This is a genomic window from Winogradskyella flava (genome assembly GCF_014243395.1).
GTDB lineage: Bacteria > Bacteroidota > Bacteroidia > Flavobacteriales > Flavobacteriaceae > Winogradskyella > Winogradskyella flava.
Genome location: NZ_JACLCP010000001.1, coordinates 765,971 through 783,778 on the forward strand (window position 1 = coordinate 765,971; position 17,808 = coordinate 783,778).

A 17,808-nucleotide genomic window follows, 5' to 3' on the forward strand; every position below is an offset into this window, starting at 1 on the left:
CCCAAAAAGCCATCATTGTAAGACAAATAATTAACCCATAATATGAACATCAAAACCATTAAATCAATAGTCCAATTTTTATTTTGGCTTGGTGTGGTGTTCAACATAATGAGTTGCCTTGGTGATGATAGGACATCCAAAAAAGCTGACTCTAAAACAGTAACGACATATCCGAGTGATGTAATTCCATTTATGGATAAATGGAAGATTCTTTTGGGCAATGGTACACGCTCTGAGGACTTAGTAAATTTTGACAATAAAGATTTTTTCTATGTCGAAAATGATGGTAAAGCAGATTGGGTAATCTATAAAACACCAAATGCCGGTGTTACTTCTAAAAATTCAAATAATACGAGAACAGAATTACACCAAAAAGAATATTGGACACCAGAACAAGGAGGGAAATTAACAGGAACTCTAAAGGTGAAACATGTTTCGACGACAGGTGATGCAACAATTGCTTCCTCTTATTGTGTAGTAATTGGGCAAATTCATAGTGATGAAGGTCATGAGAATGAACCGCTTAAAATCTATTATAAGAAATTCCCAAGACATACAAAAGGTTCTGTGTTTTGGAATTATGAAATCAACACAAAAGGAAATAATATTGGAAGGTTCGATTATTCAACAGCAGTTTGGGGTTATGATTTTTCAGTAGTAGGTTCAAACCCTACAGATTATCCAAAAGAGCCAGAAAATGGTATTGAGCTGGGCGAAGAATTTAGTTACGAAGTTAATGTATACAAAGGTATCATGTATCTCACTTTTACTAGTAAAAACCATAAAACGATAAAATTCACAAAGAGTTTAATACAATCAGAGTTTGCAACAAAGGCAGATATTCCTGAACAAGTATTGAAAGTATATGCAAATAGAGAAAAAGGAGGAGGAGTCGAAAGGGAAATGGCATATGCTGGCGAATTAAACTATTTTAAACAAGGTGCTTATAATCAAGCTAACGCAAAATCTACTAAATCCGAAGTTTATGGTGGTGACATAAAAAAACAATATGCTTACGGAAGTTATGCCGAAGTTTGGTTTAAAGAAGGGAATTTAGGTCCCGGAACTCCTCCGTCAAATTAAAACGATATGAAGAAATTAAATAAAATAACGGCACTTGCCTTTCTTGTAATTACTTTTCTTTCTTGTTTCGAGGAAAAAGAAAGTGCTTCCGCTGTAGCTAGCAATTCTGAATCGGAGACAACCCAAGAGCACCCAAAACTTATTTTAACGGCTCAAGGTGTGAAAAACATTCGAGCACAATTGGGTAGTATCCCAATTTTCGATAAAACTTTAGAAAAGGTCAAGGCAGAAGTTGATGCCGAAATTGTTGCAGGAATCGAAGTGCCTATTCCAAAGGACTATTCAGGTGGCTATACCCATTCAAGACATAAACAGAATTGGTTTATCTTGCAAAAAGCAGGTGTTTTATATCAGATTCTAGACGACGAAAAATATGCGAAGTATGTTAAGGATATGTTGATGCAATATGAAGCCTTGTATAAAACATTGCCACTACACCCAAAAACAAGATCATATGCTAGGGGTAAATTATTCTGGCAATGTTTAAATGATTCTAATTGGTTGGTCTATGTGAGTCAAGCCTATGATTGTATATATAACTATTTATCTGAAGAAGAACGTAACACGCTAGAAACAAATTTATTTAGACCATTTGCAGATCATATTTCAATTGGCAGTCCGCAGTTTTATCAACGGGTTCATAATCATAGTACCTGGGGAAATGCAGCTGTTGGTATGATTGGTTTGGTGATGAATGATGAAGAGTTAATTGATCGTGCTTTGTACGGAATTAAAGACTTAAAATTAGATGCAAATAAAAAAGATGACGATGGCGGATTTTTAAATAAAGACGGCAAGGCAGGCTTCTTAGCCAATATCGAAGAGCCTTTTTCACCAGATGGCTATTATAATGAAGGGCCTTATTATCAGCGCTATGCAATGTATCCGTTTTTAGTCTTTGCGGAAGGCTTGCATAATGTAAAGCCTGAGCTCAAGATTTTTGAATATAAAGATGGTGTACTTCTCAAATCTATTAATGCCTTGTTGAATTTGTCCGATGCAGATGGAGATTTTTTTCCGCTTAACGATGGTCAGAAGGGCATGTCTTATTATAACGGGTCTCTAGTAACTGCTGTTGATATTTCTTATCATTACGGCAATCAAGATCCTGGTCTACTAAGTATAGCTAAAGAGCAAAATCAGGTCTTGTTGGACGATTCTGGTTTAGCCGTGGCACTTGGTATTAAAAATGGCAAGGAAAAACCTTTCAATAAAAAATCAATTAATCTGTCAGATGGGCCGAAAGGAGCGCAAGGTGGCGTTGGTATTTTAAGGAACAAAGATATTGAGCTTGTTTTTAAGTATGCGTCACAAGGCTCTAGTCATGGACATTACGATAAGCTATCTTATTCATTGTATGAAAACGGAGAAGAAGTCATTCAAGATTATGGTTTAGCACGTTTTGTAAATATCGAACAAAAAGGTGGTGGAAATTATCTCAAAGAAAATAAAACTTGGGCCAAACAAACTATTGCGCACAATACCGTAACGCAAAATGAAGTCTCACATTACGGTGGTAAATACGATATAGGAAGTCAGCATCATCCAGAGTTGCAATATTATAATTTCGATAATGAAGATATTCAAGTTGTTAGTGCCAAGGAGAACAATGCATATCCTGGAACTGAAATGCTTAGAACTATGGCTTTATTAAGCGATAATGATTTTGAAAAGCCATTTATGCTCGATATTATGAAAGTGACTTCCAAGAAAGCAAATCAATACGATTTTCCTTATTATTATTTTGGCCAAGTGATACAAACCAATTTTGAATATAAAACACCCGAAACCTTAAAGCCTTTAGGGCCAAGAAATGGGTATCAGCATTTATTTGTAGAAAGCATGGCAAATGCCAAAAATGAAAACTCTAAGTTCACTTGGATGAATAATCAAAAGTTTTATACATTAACAACGTTGACAAATAATAAGGACGAATTACTATTTACTAGAATTGGAGCTAATGATCCTGAATTTAATTTACGAAGAGATCCAGGTTTGTTGCTAAGGAGAAAAAACACCAAGAACACGATTTTTGTGTCGGTCATAGAGACTCATGGGAGTTATAGTCCAATAACTGAATCTGCGGTTAATTCAAAAAGTAATATGTCAGAATTAAAAGTAGTTTATAATAGTGAAGATTACACGGCTATTAAACTCACTCATGTCAATGGTAAGGTTCAATTATTTATAACAGTAAATAGAGAGACCTCGAAAGAAAAAAAGCATAACTTAAAAATTGACAATAAGAATTATGAGTGGTCTGGTTCTTATTATTTTGAATAAAAAACAATAAAAACAAAACATATGAAAAGATTTAGTGAAAAGTATATCATTGCAAAAGAAAAGAAATGGGAGGTACTTGGGGGAGGAGTATCAAGAAAATTTTTAGGTTACGATAATCAAATCATGATGGTGAGAGTGAAATTTGAAAAAGGCGCATTAGGTGCTCCGCATCAACATTTTCATACACAAGCTACTTTTTGTGTTTCTGGTAAATTTGAATTTGAAATTGACGGAGAAAAGAAAATTGTAGAAGCAGGAGATGGTGTTTATATCGAGCCTAATTTGTTACATAGCGCAGTTTGCCTGGAAGAAGGCGAGCTAATTGACACCTTCAGTCCCGTAAGAGAAGATTTCTTAAGTGGCGGTGAAGTGTCTTATTTTGGAGATAAACAGTCTTGATAAAACCCCCTGTTAGTCTAATGGGCTAAGGCTTTATGAAATAAGAAAAAATAAGATTTATTTTTTCTTTGATAAGACTTGCTATTAACAAAATTTTATATATATTTGGTTGACCAGATTGGTTAACCAATTTTTTTTAGCTCTATTTTGGATATATAATAGTCCATAATTCAAAAGGCAATTTTGCTACTTATAATTATTGTCTCACCTTGCTTCTAAAGATTTTACCAATCTCAAAAATTAAATTAAACTAACTAAAGACTATGAATTTTAAAATAGTATTTACTTCGCTCGTTTTGCTTTTACTCAATATAGGAGTATCTGCACAAGATAGGTATACACTCAAAGGTGGCGTTGTTGCCGCTGCGGACAAAATGCCTATTCCAGGTGTCAACATTCTTGTTTTGAATACCACAAGGGGAACTTCTACAGATTTTGATGGTAATTTTACGATAGAAGTGAGTAATGATGAGATATTACAATTTTCTTATCTTGGATACAAAACACAAACAGTTATTGTGACCGGACAAGAATCAATATCAGTTGCTTTGGTAGAAGATAGCAATACACTTGATGAGGTAGTGTTAATTGGTTATGGTGACCAAAAAGAGAAAAATGTAACGAGTTCTCTAACAACGGTTTCTAGTGAGGATATCAAAGATCTTTCAGTGCCGCGTGTTGAAGATGCCCTTCGCGGAAAAGTTGCAGGACTAAGAATTCAGACGGTGGCTTCAGAAGCTGGTGGAGATCCTAAAATCACATTAAGAGGTCCAGGTTCTATTTCAGGATCCTCAGCACCTTTAATAGTTATAGATGGGATTGTTATAGGTACAGAGCCAGATATTTTAGGGTCTATTGATAACAATAATGTAGAGTCTATAAGTGTATTAAAAGATGCTTCATCCGTGGCTATTTATGGTTCACGTGGTGCCAACGGTGTGATTTTAATCACACTTAAGGAGGGAACGGTCGGTAAAACACAATTCTCTTACAATACCTTTACAGGGTTTAGGTACACTAAGAACAATGATAATTTTAATACGTCTATTGCTGATGAAAGATCAAGATTAGATGGATTGCAAGGTGTTGTTGATCAAATTTCACTGGATAGTCCAAATTATGATCGCGTCATAAATGATTATAATACGACCTACGCAGAGCTTGAGGCTATGGAGTTTATTGCCTCTCTAGGTGATGGTGAAACGAATTGGCAAGATGAGATTTTTATAGGTGGTGTGATACAAAGTCATTCTTTATCTGTAAGAGGAGGTACTGAATTAACGAGTTATACGGCGTCTTTGGGTTACCTTGAGGATGAGGGTGTTGCGTTAAAAGATAAATTTACAAAGTATAATGCGAGAATTAAAGTAGATAGTAGATCAAAAAACAAGAAAATCAAATATGGTGGAAATCTAAGAGTCAATTATAACGATCAAGTTAGACTACCATCTAGATTCACGGATCCATTGAGACAGTATGGGCATTTACCGCTTTATTTAAATGAAAATCACCTTAATTATATTACTCAAGGAGATCCTGGAGATGCAGGTGCTCAATTTGAAAATATTGGTGTAGGCAGTTATGGGTTTTCTAGAGCTTTTGACCACGTATTCACTGTAGATCCTAACAACCCAAGATCTATTTTAAGAGATCCAAATACAGGTCTACCGGTAGCGAGTCCATTGACTTCTGGTGGTTTGACCTTATCAACGACGAGAAATGTACATCCTTTAGTGCATTTTTTAGAAAGGTCTAGAACAAAAAAGCAGTTTACTCTGAACGCTGCTTCCTATCTTGATATTAAATTAGCAAAAGGTTTAACCTTTAGACAAACAGTGTCGGCAATTTTTAGACATACAAAAAATAATTCGGCAGATTTCTTTTTTGGGCAAGAAAACAGAGAGCAGGAAGCTTTTAGAAATGAAAATAGAGATGAGATAAATCAATATGCTTTTGAATCCCTCTTGCGATATAAGAAAAATTTTGGTAAACATAATTTTAATACATTATTAGGATTTGAATTTACACAACGTGAGTTTTCTACTCAGGAGTCTGAAGCAGTTGGTTTCACCGATGATTTTAATAATAACATAGCCCTTGCTGACAATGGAACTACATTTACGGATAATGCAAGAGAAAAATTAGTGTCTTACTTAGGTAGAATAGATTACGACTACGACGGAAAATATTTATTACAGTTATCTGCTCGTACGGATGGAAGTACTCGATTTGGTCCTAATAATAGATTTGGTTTTTTCCCAGCGGCCTCTGCAGGTTGGATATTATCTAGTGAAGAATTTTTATCGTCGAGCGATTTTATAACATTCTTAAAGATAAGAGCTAGTTATGGCGTATCTGGTTCAAATGAAATATCCAGAAATATATATGAGTCGCTTTACAGATTTGAGGAAACATATAGTACCGTAGGTTATAACGGAAGTCAAGGGGTTAAAGGAGTAACTTTGGCAAATGCAAATTTAGGATGGGAGCGATTAATAGAATTTAACCCAGGTATAGATGTCACATTTGGTAATGGACTTATTAACTTATCTTTAGATTATTATAAAAGGACAAGTGAAGATTTAATACTATTTGCGCCTGTAGCTGCGGTATATGGAGCTGATAATTGGTTGCAGAATATAGGAGAAGTAAAAAATGAAGGTTTTGAAATTGAATTAAATTCTAGACTTTACTCAAGTGAAAAAGTACGGTGGTCTGCTTCTGGTCAGTTTTCTTTAAATAGAAATGAGGTCGTTAGTTTAGGTGGTAATGAGCAAATTATTTCAAGAATTGATCAAGATACTAGGCCAACAGAATTCATTGCAAGGGTTGGTCAGCCTATAACATCTTTTTATGGTTGGGTTTATGACCGAGAAGTACCTTTAGAGTGGATCGATAATCCATTTAATAGATTTAATAATGATTTTGCTAGGGTCTATGTAAAAGATTTAAATGGCGATGGCATTATTGATGATGAAGATAGAACAGAATTAGGTAGTCCATATCCAGATTTTACTTGGGGATTCACTTCAGATTTGACATTTCATAACTTTGATTTTTCTGTCCAGTTAGAGGGTTCGCATGGTGCGGAAGTGCGAGTAGCGGATCTAGATCAATTATACTTTGCTAGTGAATCTGCCGCGAATCCAGTTTCTAGTTTTCCGGATTTTGATTTGACAGTACATCGTAGATTTACTGATGACCATATTCAAGATGCCTCTTTTGTTGCTATTAGAAATGTTGTTTTAGGATATACATTTCCAGAATCAGTGACGTCAGAACTAAACATTAGTAAACTAAGGCTTTATATGACTGGGGAAAATTTATTTTATTTTACTGCGGCAGGATACGAAGGATTTAATCCTGAAGCTGCAGGTCAAACATCGCAAAATGCAAATACACCATTAACGGCTGGATACCAAAGAGGTGATGGCCCAATAGTGCGAACAGTTTCATTAGGACTTAACTTACAATTTTAATTAATTATGAAAAAGATATTTATAAAATCAGCAGTACTTTGTTTTTCTATTTCAGCTTTATTTGTGAGTTGTGAAGAAGAATTAGACCTTTCTAACCCAACGGCACTTTCTTTAGAAGAATTATTGCAGACGGATAACGGGTTTCAGTTGTTGGCCAATGGCGTTCTAGACGCTTATCAAAAAGTTCCAGCAAATGAATTTTTGTTAATAGAGTTAAGATCTGATAATGTTAGAGCTAATTCAGAAAACGGAAACTTCCCTGAAATAAACAGATATAACGTAGATCCAAATAATGGAGACGTAGCAACATATTATTCAAATAATATGGCTGCGATTAAACATGCCAATACAATTATTGATAATCGTTTTTTAGCGCCAGAGGATCAACAATTCACTGTTGGTGAGGCTTATTTTATGAGAGCCTTATGCCATTTTAATTTGGTTCGTGCATATCAAAACGTACCGTATATAGATAAGGTTTTAGACCCAAATATTGATGAAGCACGAGATTATCCTCAATTACCAGAATCGGAAGTATATGAAAAAATCATTGATGATTTTAAAACTTCAATAGCTTTTTTAAATGGAGCAGAGCAAAATAGATATAGACCGACTGAAGGTGCTGCAATATGTTTAGCTGCAAAAGCTTATTTAAGCCAGCCGAATCCAGATTATGCTGAGGCAGAGTTGTTGTTGGCGTCAGTTGTAGAGAATAATTCGTCTTTTGGTTATGATTTACTTTTTACAGATAGAGATGATGCCGAACAATTTGAATTTAATGCAGATCCAATAGATCCAACGATAGATGTTTTAACAGACCAAGAATATTATGCCAACCTTGCTATTGATTTTGGCAATGTGTTTGGTAATGAAATCTCTGGTGGATTTAGCGATGGTACTCTTGAAGGGTCTTGGTCTAACAATCCGGCATTGGAAATCAATGATGAAGTCATATTTTCAATTGCCTATGATCTGGTAAGTAGTGATAATTATGTTACGAGCGATAGTGGCTTAGATGACCAAGTCGAGACCGATTCAGAGTCTCATAGTTTTGCAATGACACTACAAGGACCATCGAACGGTGTTAATATAGCTAGTATTGATTTTTTAGAGGTCATGAATCCAGAATTAGAGCCTGTGAGATTTTATGCTTCGGTAAACCCTAATGATTATAGTGCTTTTCTTTCTAATAATACTATTGATGTTTTTAATACAAAATTCCCAACAGATGGTGAAATTGGTGATAACGACTGGGTAATTTTGAGATATGCAGATGTATTATTGTTATATGCAGAAGCTATATTAGCAGGAGGAAATAGTACTACAGATCCAAGAGCTATCGACGCTTTCAATCAAGTTAGAGCAAGAGCTGGACTGGAGGAAGTTGCTAATCTAACAAGACAAGATCTTTTAGAAGAACGAAGAGTTGAATTTGTATACGAAAACCAGCGCTTGTATGACTTAATTAGATTTGGTGAAGCAGATAATGTATTACAGCTCTTTTCTGTACAAAATAGTCTAGCTTATACGCCAGACAAAAAGTATCTTCCTTTTCCACAAAGGGAAATAGATAACTTACCTAATTTTTACACACAGAATAATGGCTACTAAAAATAAAAGAATTATGAAAACGAATATGTCAAGATTAAGACTTTTCTCACTAGCAGTTTTGTTAACGCTATGCGCTTGCGTTAGTGATGATCTAGCTGATGTTGGTGATCTAGAAGATATAACAGGTCCAACACCATTTTATAATTTTAGTGAGATTACCTCTGCTGAGTTTGATTGTGAAGACAATGAATTATCTGCTAACTATCAGTTCAACTTTCAAGCTGGATCTAATTTGGCGGTTAATGGAACAAAGTATCTGTGGAGCGTAACCGATTCTAACGGTAGTAGTCTTAATGTACCTTTAATTAATAAAGATTTACCTATCCTGAAATTACTCATAGATGCAGAGTTGACAGATGTAAGAGCTATAGAAGAGGATATTGCCGATTTGGAGTTTAAAATACCATGTGAAGATGATCCAGCTAGAGTGGTAGTAATGGAAGCGGAACTAGCAACATTAGAACAGGCACTTATAGATGCTCAAAATGCGCTTTCGGATGAGGTTTTGCAAAATGTTGCAGACTTAGAAGCACAAATTTTAGCATTGGTTCCAGCAACTTTGGAAGATCAAGAATTAATAATCGAATTCCCAGGTCCGGGAACTTATAATGTTGGTCTTACAGTAACGGATAATCTTGGGAAATCAGATGTCACTGAACGAACAATTACGGTGAATCAAGCTGTTCCAACAATTCCAGTGCCAGAGATAGCAGAGGCTAGTTTTGAAGATAATAGCTTGTTTGATGGAACAGGTGATGGAAGAGACTCTTGGAGAGTCCCTAGTAATAGTGCTTGGAGTCCTCTTGGAGGCGGTACTACCGTAATTCAAATAAATACAGACACTAGCCCTGGAGTTGGAGCCGATTTACCAGATGGGGTTCAAGCGGCTAAATTTCCACCAGATGGAGCACGGGTAGCGTACCAAGAAATTGAAGTTACTCCTGGAGCAGAATACGTACTAACCTATTTTAGTGCGTTTGAAGAAGATGCGCCTGGTCAGATGAAAGTATCCATTCTAAGCCCAAATACTTCAAATTTTGCGGAAGCTCAATTGGAAGAAAATATCATTGCATTCAGGGTGGATACAAATGCTGGAAGGGTAGACAATGTATTTCAACAACATTCTATAACATTTGAAGCAGGAGAAAACGAATCTGTTATAATTTTTGCAAACAACTCTGGTGTTGAAGCGAGGTTAGATGCCTTTAATATAATAGTTAGACAATAAAACATAATATTATGACTCATACATTAATAAAAAAATATGCGCTAGGTCTTTTTGTCTTAGTTTTAATGTTCTCATTAGCTTCCTGTTACGATGATGGGTACGAGGAGTTTGTCCCACCAAGTGGAAATGTAAATAACATACAGCCTAACACCTTGTTTACGACGAGTTTAGATTCCGATAATACCTTAACGGTTGTGTTCAGAAGTTATTCCACAGATGCTGTGTCCTACCAATGGGACTTTGGAGATGGTAATTCTTCAACTGAGGCAGATCCAGATTATACATATGCTACAGGTGGATTATATACCGTAACACTAACGACTATAAGTTCAGATGGTTTAGAGGCCACTGCGACAGCGGATGTATCACCTATTTTTGTGGATTTCGACTTTACAACTTTAGATTCACAAGTCACGTTTAACAATTTAACTTCTGGAGCAAGTAGTTTGGAATGGGATTTTGGCGATGGAACCATAGTTGAATGGGAACTTGAAGACACAGAACAAGATCCGGATTTTAATCCAGTACATGGGTATTTGACCGAAGATACATTTCAAGCGACGCTAACAGCGACTGATTTCTTGGGTAGAGCATTTTCTGTTACCAAAAGTATAGAAGGTCTAGTTTTATCTACTGTACCTAATTTTACATTTTCAGTTTCATCATTAACAGTACAATTTACTGATGATTCTCTTTTAGCCGTAACACACAGTTGGGATTTTGGTGATGGCAATACGTCTAATGAAGTTAATCCTACTCACACCTATGCAGCTCCAGGAGCTTATGACGTTACCTTAACAACTACAAATGAGGCCGGTGTAGCTAGAAATATAACAATATCTGTTCCAGTTGGTGGCGTTACACCTACTTTTCCTGCTGTTATTCAAAATGGAGATATGGAAACTTATCCAACTTCAGAGAACAATAATAATGATCTCGTTGATGCTTGGACTGTAGATCCTGATAACTCTTTTAATAATGGATCTCCAACACCTTTTAACTTTTGGAGAAACGATGATTTAGAAGGTTGGGTTTCAACTCCTGCAAATAATGGCGGTACTGGTACTACAGATAAAGGTAGTTCTTCCGGAACTGATGCACAATCTGCCGGTGGAACATCTGGACGATCTCTTAAGTTCGATAGTTCAGGAGAAAGAGCATATCAACCATTTGAAGTAGAATTAGGAGTAGAAGGTTATACGATTTCAGCTTTTGTGAAAACTGAAACAACACCTATTGGCGATGTTGAAGGTACTTTTTATATTTTATCAGGCGAGCCAGCTGGCGATAATGAGTTACCAGGTTTAACACTAGCTAGCCAGCAAGTAATCTCAAATGATATTAATACGTGGCAACAAATTACTTTTAGCTTTAACGCTGATGCAACTTTTAGTTTTCCGCAAAGCCGAGTAGACGAAAATACAGATGATATATTGGTGTCAACAGATCAAAAATTTGTGATTTTCTACTTTGTACCAACTAATACGGTTACAGGTACTAATGAAGTATTTCTTACAGATGTAGTCATTAATACTCCTGGGTTTTAATTTGTAAAATAGATTTTCGTGAAATTTAACTCAAGAACAACATATAATTTTAAAATAGTACTCGTTTGTTTTACACTGTTATGTTTTAATATGACTTCTCTGATTGGTCAAACACAGCAGGCTGAAAAGGATCGGTCAGAGGTAAAAAAAGAAACTAAAAAGAAGAAAAAGCGTAAGAAGAAAGTCAAATTGCCTAACATCGATTTAAGTCATTGGAAAGTGACACTTCCAGTGACTAATAATAAAGGAAAACCCTATGAAATAGGACCACCTGAAATTTCTGATTTCGCATCAAACGAAATTGCAAAACCTTATATGTATATAGATTCTACTAAAGGAGCAATTGTCTTTCATGCGATGCCAACAGCTTCTAAAACTAAAAATACCAAGTATACAAGATCTGAGTTGAGAGAGCAAATGGTGCCTGGTGATAATAATGTTAATTGGACATTTAAGGATGGTGCTTACATGAAAGGTAAAATCCAAATGGATGAGGTAACGCGAGATGACGATGGCAAGTATCATAGGGTCATTATTATGCAAATTCATGGCAGATTAACTAATGAACAAAGAGATTTAATTGGTGAAGACGATAACAATGCACCACCTATTTTAAAAATATATTGGGACAAGGGTAAAGTTAGAGTAAAGACTAAAGTATTGAAAAACATAAATGCTTCAGATACTCAAATATTATTAGAAGATGCCTGGGATGATGATGAAGGATTTAATTTTGAACAAGAAGTAGGATTCAGAAAATTTACTTTAGAAGTCAAGGTCTCGGATGGAAAAATGGTAATTGTTCTTAATGGTAATGAGCATAAAGTTTATGAAAGTATACACATGAAAAAATGGGGTATCTTTGAAAATTATTTTAAAGCTGGAAATTATTTCCAATCTAGGGATAAAGGTGCTTATGCAAAAGTGAGATTTTATGAATTAGAAGTTAGTCATTAAATATAGATAAGCTAATTCTTTTGAAACGACTTTAATACTGCAAAGCTTAAACATTTTTTCGTTACATAATATTAGTTTATGTTATTTTGTGAAAAAATCTTTTGGACCATTAAAAGAAGTTATAGAATATGAAATTAGACACAACGATAAAATCAGATAATTCGGAAATACAAAACAGGGTAATCTCGGAAATCAGGGATCTAATCAATTATAAGAATCTTGAGCCAGGAGATAAATTGCCTTCAGAGCGCATGTTATCCGAAAAATTTGAGGTGTCTAGAGGTGTCATTAGGGAAGCAATACAAAAATTGGAATTCTACGGTCTTCTGAATTCAAGACCACAAAGTGGGACTTTCGTAGCCAATATTGGCGTCATTGCAATGAATGGAATGATAGATGATATTCTAAGACTGGAAGAACAAGATTTCAAATCTCTAGTGGAGACCAGAATACTATTAGAACTTAAAACAGCTCGACTAGCGGCCAAACGAAGAACAATTGAAGATCTAAATGACATGAAATCAGCACTGACAGCTTACAGGGAGAAAGTGCTAAATGGAGAAGACGCCGTGCAGGAAGATTTATTATTTCATTTGGCTATTGCAAAGGCAAGTGGTAATAGTACCATGAATACGTTCATGTTAATGATTACCCCAAAGATTATTACAAATTTTGAAAAATACCATGTATGTGATAAAGGTTTAGCCGAACAAGGAATTATAGAGCATCAAGCAATTTATGATGCTATTGAGCAGCAAAACCCGCAATTGGCAAAGCAAAAGATGAAAGAACACTTTAGTGTGCTGTATCAATATTGTTATAATATATAATTAGCCAACTTAAAAAAGACTAAGATGAAAATAAAAGGATTAAGATGGTGGATTATAGGTTTAATCTTCGTCGCAACAGTTATAAACTATATAGATAGGACAGCGTTTGCTTTACTATGGCCTGAGATGGGTGAAGATTTGGGCATGGATAATTCTGATTATGCCTTAATGTTAAATATTTTCATGTTTACCTATGCGGCTAGTAAATTTTTATCAGGTAGATTATATGATAAAATAGGAACCCGAATAGGGTTTGTTGCTTCAATTGTAGTCTGGTCAGCAGCAGCAGCTTTTCATGCTTTGGCAAGAGGAGTAGTTTCGTTATCAATAGTTCGAGGGCTACTAGGTTTAGGGGAAGCAGGATTGTGGCCAGGAGCTGTGAAGAGTAATGGCGAATGGTTTCCGGTAAAACAGAGGGCGTTAGCGCAGGGTATTTTTAATGCAGGAGCGTCGATAGGCAATGTAGTTGCTCCGGTAATTATAGTTTATTTATATGCCCAGTTTGGATGGCAAGCTACGTATGTGATACTCGGTGGTTTGGGATTGCTTTGGGTAATTCCTTGGCTAGTTGTAAATAAATCAAAACCAGAAACTCATCCCTGGATATCTGAAGACGAAAGAAATCTAATCCTTAATGATCGAATAGCTAATAATGATGTGGCGGTTGAAGGGGCCAAAAGTTTAAGTGTACCCAAAATACTGAGTTTTAAGCAACCATGGGGAATTCTACTATGTAGATTTTTCATTGAACCAATTTGGTGGTTCTTTGCAGGTTGGATGCCAATTTATTTAAATTCCAAATTCGGACTTAGTATAGAAGAAATTGGAAATACCATGTGGATTTCCTATTTAATGGCAGCTGCAGGTGGAATTCTTGGAGGTATGTTTACGGAAGAGGTAATAAAGCGCACTTCGACTGACTTTGGAAGAAAAGCAAGTATAGTGTTAGGTAGCGCTCTAATTATAATAGGCTTTGTGTCCATTATGGTGTTTGTTAGCGATTCTAATTACATGACCTTTATATATTTGGCGGGTGTTGCACTATTCGGTTTCCAATTCGCAATAGGTAATATACAAACTTTGTCTAGTGATTTATTTAAAGGGCCTTCAGTGGGAACGTTGGCCGGATTAGCTGGCACTGTTGCAGCATTTTCACCAATGATAATGAATTGGTTTATTGGTAGAATTACAGAAGGAGGGTCATACACACCAGCATTTGTAGCAATTACAATTTCAGTGGTATTAGCCGTATTGGTAATCTTTATTTTCATCAGAAAGGTAGGATTGGTAGATCAATCCAATGAATAAAAATTAATATAACAGAATTAAACATAATTTAAATGAGCAAAATTGCAATAGTAACAGGAGCAACTGGAGGTATTGGTTTCCAAGTAGCTAAAAGATTAGGTAAAGATGGTTATACCGTCATTATGAATGGAATAGATGATGAAGCTGGAGCGAAAAGACTAAAAGAACTTTCGGACGAAGGAATCAACGCAGAATATTATGGTTTTGATGTTACAAATGAAGATCAAGTAAATTCTAATATTAAAGCTATTGGAGATAAATATGGTCGAATCGATGTACTAGTCAATAATGCTGGTGGATTAGGAGGTAGATCTAGATTTGAGGGTATGACTACCGAATTTTATAGATCAGTAATGGCATTGAATTTAGATTCTACTTTTTTTGCTTCTAGAGCTGCTATACCATATCTAAAAAATGGAGAAAATGCCTCAATTATAAACTATACATCAATCGCTGGCTGGAATGCTGGTGGACCAGGAGCAGGAATCTATGGCACATCTAAGGCCGCAGTTCATGCTATTACTAGAGCCTTAGCTAAGGATTTAGCTGAGTATGGTATTAGAGTTAATGCAGTGTCGCCTGGAACGATAGACACTGACTTTCACAAGCAGATAAAATCGACGAAACCAGAAGTTTTTGCATCATGGAAGAACAATATCTTACTTGGTAAACTGGGCCAACCCGAAGAAGTAGCAGCAGTTGTATCATTTCTAGCTGGTGAAGATGCAAGATTTATAACTGCAGAAACTATACAAGTCGGCGGTGGACAAGGTTTAGGAATATAATAGCAATTAAAATTTGAGTAGCTAATTAGCTTTATCTCATCAACTTGATTAAGCGCTATGTCAAAAGCATAGCGCTTAATTTGTTTTGGAAGAATCTCTAATAATGAGTTCTGCGTCCAAAATTATTTTATTCAGCGTCTGTTTTAATTCCGCTTGCGCAACACGCTCTAAGAATGTTTCTGCAGCCAGCCTACCAATATCTTTACTGTGCTGTTCTATACTGGTAATCGTTGGAGTTACTAATGATGTAAAAGGCTCATTTCCAAATCCGACTAAGCGTATGTCATTGGGTACATTAATCATATTTTCATTTAAGACTTGTAGAGCGCCAAGTGCTGCGTAGTCCCCTGCAACGTACACAGCATCTGGTCTTTTTTCTAGATTTAGTAAGTCCATCATTTTTTTACGACCATCTAAAAGTGTTAAGGAACTTTCAGTGATTAAGCTGTCCTCAAAAGGCAAGTTGTATTTTTTTATCGCATCAATATAGCCTCTAATTCTATTGTTGAAAATTCTAGTACGTCTATAACCCCCAATATGGGCAATACGCTTACAACCTTGTTCAACCAAATGCTTTACAATCATTAGACTACTTTTATAGTCATTGATCCCTACATAATCTACATTTAAATCATTCTCTCCACGATCAAAGAGTATTAAGGGAATTCCTTTCGATTTTATTTTTTCATAATATGATAGGTCAACAGTTTCATTGGCCATGGAAGCAATAATACCATCGACTTGCGTGTATAGTAATGTATCAATATTCTGACATTCCTTTTCGAATGATTCATTAGATTGGGTAATGATAATATTATAACCAGCCTTATTTAGAATTTCTTCCATGCTCTCTAAAACAGAAGAGAAGAAGTTACTGTTAGTCCTTGGTACTATAACCCCTACTAAGTTGCTTTTTCCTTTGCGTAGGGCCGTGGCGAGATGATTAGGTTGATAGTTTAGTTCTTTAGCAATACGTCTTACGGCTTCTTTGGTGTTTTTACTAATCCTAGGGTCATCATGTAGTGCTTTAGAAACAGCCGCAGCAGAAATATCAAGTGCATTAGCTATATCCTTGATTGTTGTTCTTTTTTTATTCGCCAAGTTTTTATATATTTGCTTAAACGTTTAAGCAAAAGTAATGCTTTAAGTTTTAACAATCAAAATCAGGAGGTTTTGATTTATTTTTCTCAAAACTGCTTAAACGTTTAAGCAAACTATTGAATAAACTAATTAAACAACTTAAAAAAATGAAAAAAGTAGTCACTTTTGGAGAGATAATGCTAAGATTGGCACCTCCAGGTTTTCTAAGATTTTCTCAATCCACAAGTTTCGATGTTATATATGGTGGTGGAGAATCTAATGTAGCGGTATCACTTGCTAACTATGGTGTTCCAGTAGATTTTGTGACACGCTTACCTAAAAATGATATTGGTCAATGTGCCATGATGGAAATGCGAAAAAGAGGTGTAGGTGTCGATAAAATCATATATGGTGGGGAACGCTTGGGGATTTATTTTCTCGAGACAGGCGCAGTAAGCAGAGGTAGTAAGGTTGTTTATGACAGGGCGCATTCAGCTATTTCCCAAATAGAACCAGGAATGGTTGACTGGAAATCGGTTTTTAAAGATGTTGCTTGGTTCCATTGGACTGGTATTACACCAGCGATTTCCCAAGGTGCTGCGGATGCTTGTTTAGAAGCTGTTAAAGTAGCTAGCGATATGGGGGTTACTATTTCTACGGATTTAAACTATAGAGCTAAATTATGGACTTATTGTGACGATGCTCATAGAGAAAAAATAATGACGGAGTTAACATCATACTGCGATATTGTTTTGGGTAATGAGGAAGATGCTGAAAAGCATTTCGGTATTCATCCCGAAGGTTTGGATGTACACAAGCACGGTCACGATGTAAAAGCAGAAGCATTTTTGTCAGTTTGTAAACAGATGATGGAGAAATTTCCAAGAGCTCAGAAAGTAATAACAACATTACGTGGTTCAATTTCAGCATCCCACAACACATGGGCTGGCGTATTATATGATGGTAAAAAAATGTATGAAACCCGTCAGTATCAAATTACGGATATCGTTGATCGTGTTGGTGGAGGTGATTCTTTTATGGGAGGTTTAATATATGGATTACTTAAGTATCCTGAGGATGATCAAAACGCATTGGACTTTGCTGTAGCAGCTTCATGTTTAAAGCATACGATTAAAGGTGATGCCAATCTGGTAACCGTTGCAGAAGTAGAAAAATTAATGGGAGGTGATGCCTCTGGACGAGTAGCACGATAAGATT

At 35.7% G+C, this 17,808-nt stretch carries 13 protein-coding genes; 12 read left to right on the top strand and 1 reads right to left on the bottom strand.

Features of this window, described 5'->3' with window-relative positions; all coding sequences use genetic code 11:
• Nucleotides 1-42 precede the first annotated feature (42 nt).
• From H7F21_RS03405 to H7F21_RS03455, 11 genes are all read left to right on the top strand, one after another.
• The gene (locus tag H7F21_RS03405) at nt 43-1,083 is read left to right on the top strand and encodes a polysaccharide lyase family 7 protein (protein ID WP_185787815.1); all 1,041 of its coding nucleotides are present in this window, start codon (nt 43-45) and stop codon (nt 1,081-1,083) included.
• Between the two features lie 6 nt (nt 1,084-1,089).
• Nucleotides 1,090-3,366: an alginate lyase family protein gene (locus H7F21_RS03410; RefSeq protein WP_185787816.1), complete on the top strand. Its 2,277-nt coding sequence runs from the start codon at nt 1,090-1,092 to the stop codon at nt 3,364-3,366.
• 21 nt (nt 3,367-3,387) lie between these two features.
• Nucleotides 3,388-3,765: a cupin domain-containing protein gene (locus H7F21_RS03415; RefSeq protein ID WP_185787817.1), complete on the top strand. Its 378-nt coding sequence runs from the start codon at nt 3,388-3,390 to the stop codon at nt 3,763-3,765.
• Between the two features lie 263 nt (nt 3,766-4,028).
• A complete protein-coding gene (locus tag H7F21_RS03420; RefSeq protein ID WP_185787818.1) occupies nt 4,029-7,244 on the top strand; it encodes a SusC/RagA family TonB-linked outer membrane protein in 3,216 nt (1,071 codons plus the stop codon).
• A 6-nt stretch (nt 7,245-7,250) separates the two neighbouring features.
• Complete coding sequence (locus H7F21_RS03425; protein ID WP_185787819.1) at nt 7,251-8,855, top strand: RagB/SusD family nutrient uptake outer membrane protein; 1,605 nt, start codon at nt 7,251-7,253, stop codon at nt 8,853-8,855.
• Between the two features lie 13 nt (nt 8,856-8,868).
• A complete protein-coding gene (locus H7F21_RS03430; protein ID WP_246431409.1) occupies nt 8,869-10,083 on the top strand; it encodes a PKD domain-containing protein in 1,215 nt (404 codons plus the stop codon).
• Nucleotides 10,084-10,094: 11 nt separating this feature from the next.
• Nucleotides 10,095-11,630 carry a PKD domain-containing protein gene (locus H7F21_RS03435; RefSeq protein ID WP_185787821.1) on the top strand — a complete coding sequence of 512 codons (1,536 nt, stop codon included), beginning with the start codon at nt 10,095-10,097 and terminating at the stop codon, nt 11,628-11,630.
• Nucleotides 11,631-11,720: 90 nt separating this feature from the next.
• Nucleotides 11,721-12,587, top strand: coding sequence for a polysaccharide lyase family 7 protein (locus tag H7F21_RS03440; RefSeq protein WP_185787822.1), 867 nt, complete (start codon nt 11,721-11,723; stop codon nt 12,585-12,587).
• Between the two features lie 128 nt (nt 12,588-12,715).
• On the top strand, nt 12,716-13,417 hold the full coding sequence (locus tag H7F21_RS03445; protein WP_185787823.1) for a FadR/GntR family transcriptional regulator: 702 nt from the start codon (nt 12,716-12,718) through the stop codon (nt 13,415-13,417).
• 24 nt (nt 13,418-13,441) lie between these two features.
• A complete protein-coding gene (locus tag H7F21_RS03450) occupies nt 13,442-14,725 on the top strand; it encodes an MFS transporter (RefSeq protein ID WP_185787824.1) in 1,284 nt (427 codons plus the stop codon).
• Nucleotides 14,726-14,757: 32 nt separating this feature from the next.
• Nucleotides 14,758-15,510 (top strand): SDR family NAD(P)-dependent oxidoreductase, encoded by a 753-nt coding sequence (locus tag H7F21_RS03455; RefSeq protein WP_185787825.1) that lies wholly within the window; start codon nt 14,758-14,760, stop codon nt 15,508-15,510.
• A 75-nt stretch (nt 15,511-15,585) separates the two neighbouring features.
• Here the strand turns inward: H7F21_RS03455 and H7F21_RS03460 are convergent, their stop codons facing one another.
• Nucleotides 15,586-16,611 (bottom strand): LacI family DNA-binding transcriptional regulator, encoded by a 1,026-nt coding sequence (locus H7F21_RS03460; protein ID WP_185787826.1) that lies wholly within the window; start codon nt 16,609-16,611, stop codon nt 15,586-15,588.
• Between the two features lie 146 nt (nt 16,612-16,757).
• Here H7F21_RS03460 and H7F21_RS03465 point away from each other — a divergent pair, with 146 nt between their 5' ends.
• Nucleotides 16,758-17,804, top strand: a complete 1,047-nt coding sequence (locus H7F21_RS03465; RefSeq protein ID WP_185787827.1) for a sugar kinase — start codon at nt 16,758-16,760, stop codon at nt 17,802-17,804.
• Nucleotides 17,805-17,808 lie beyond the last annotated feature (4 nt).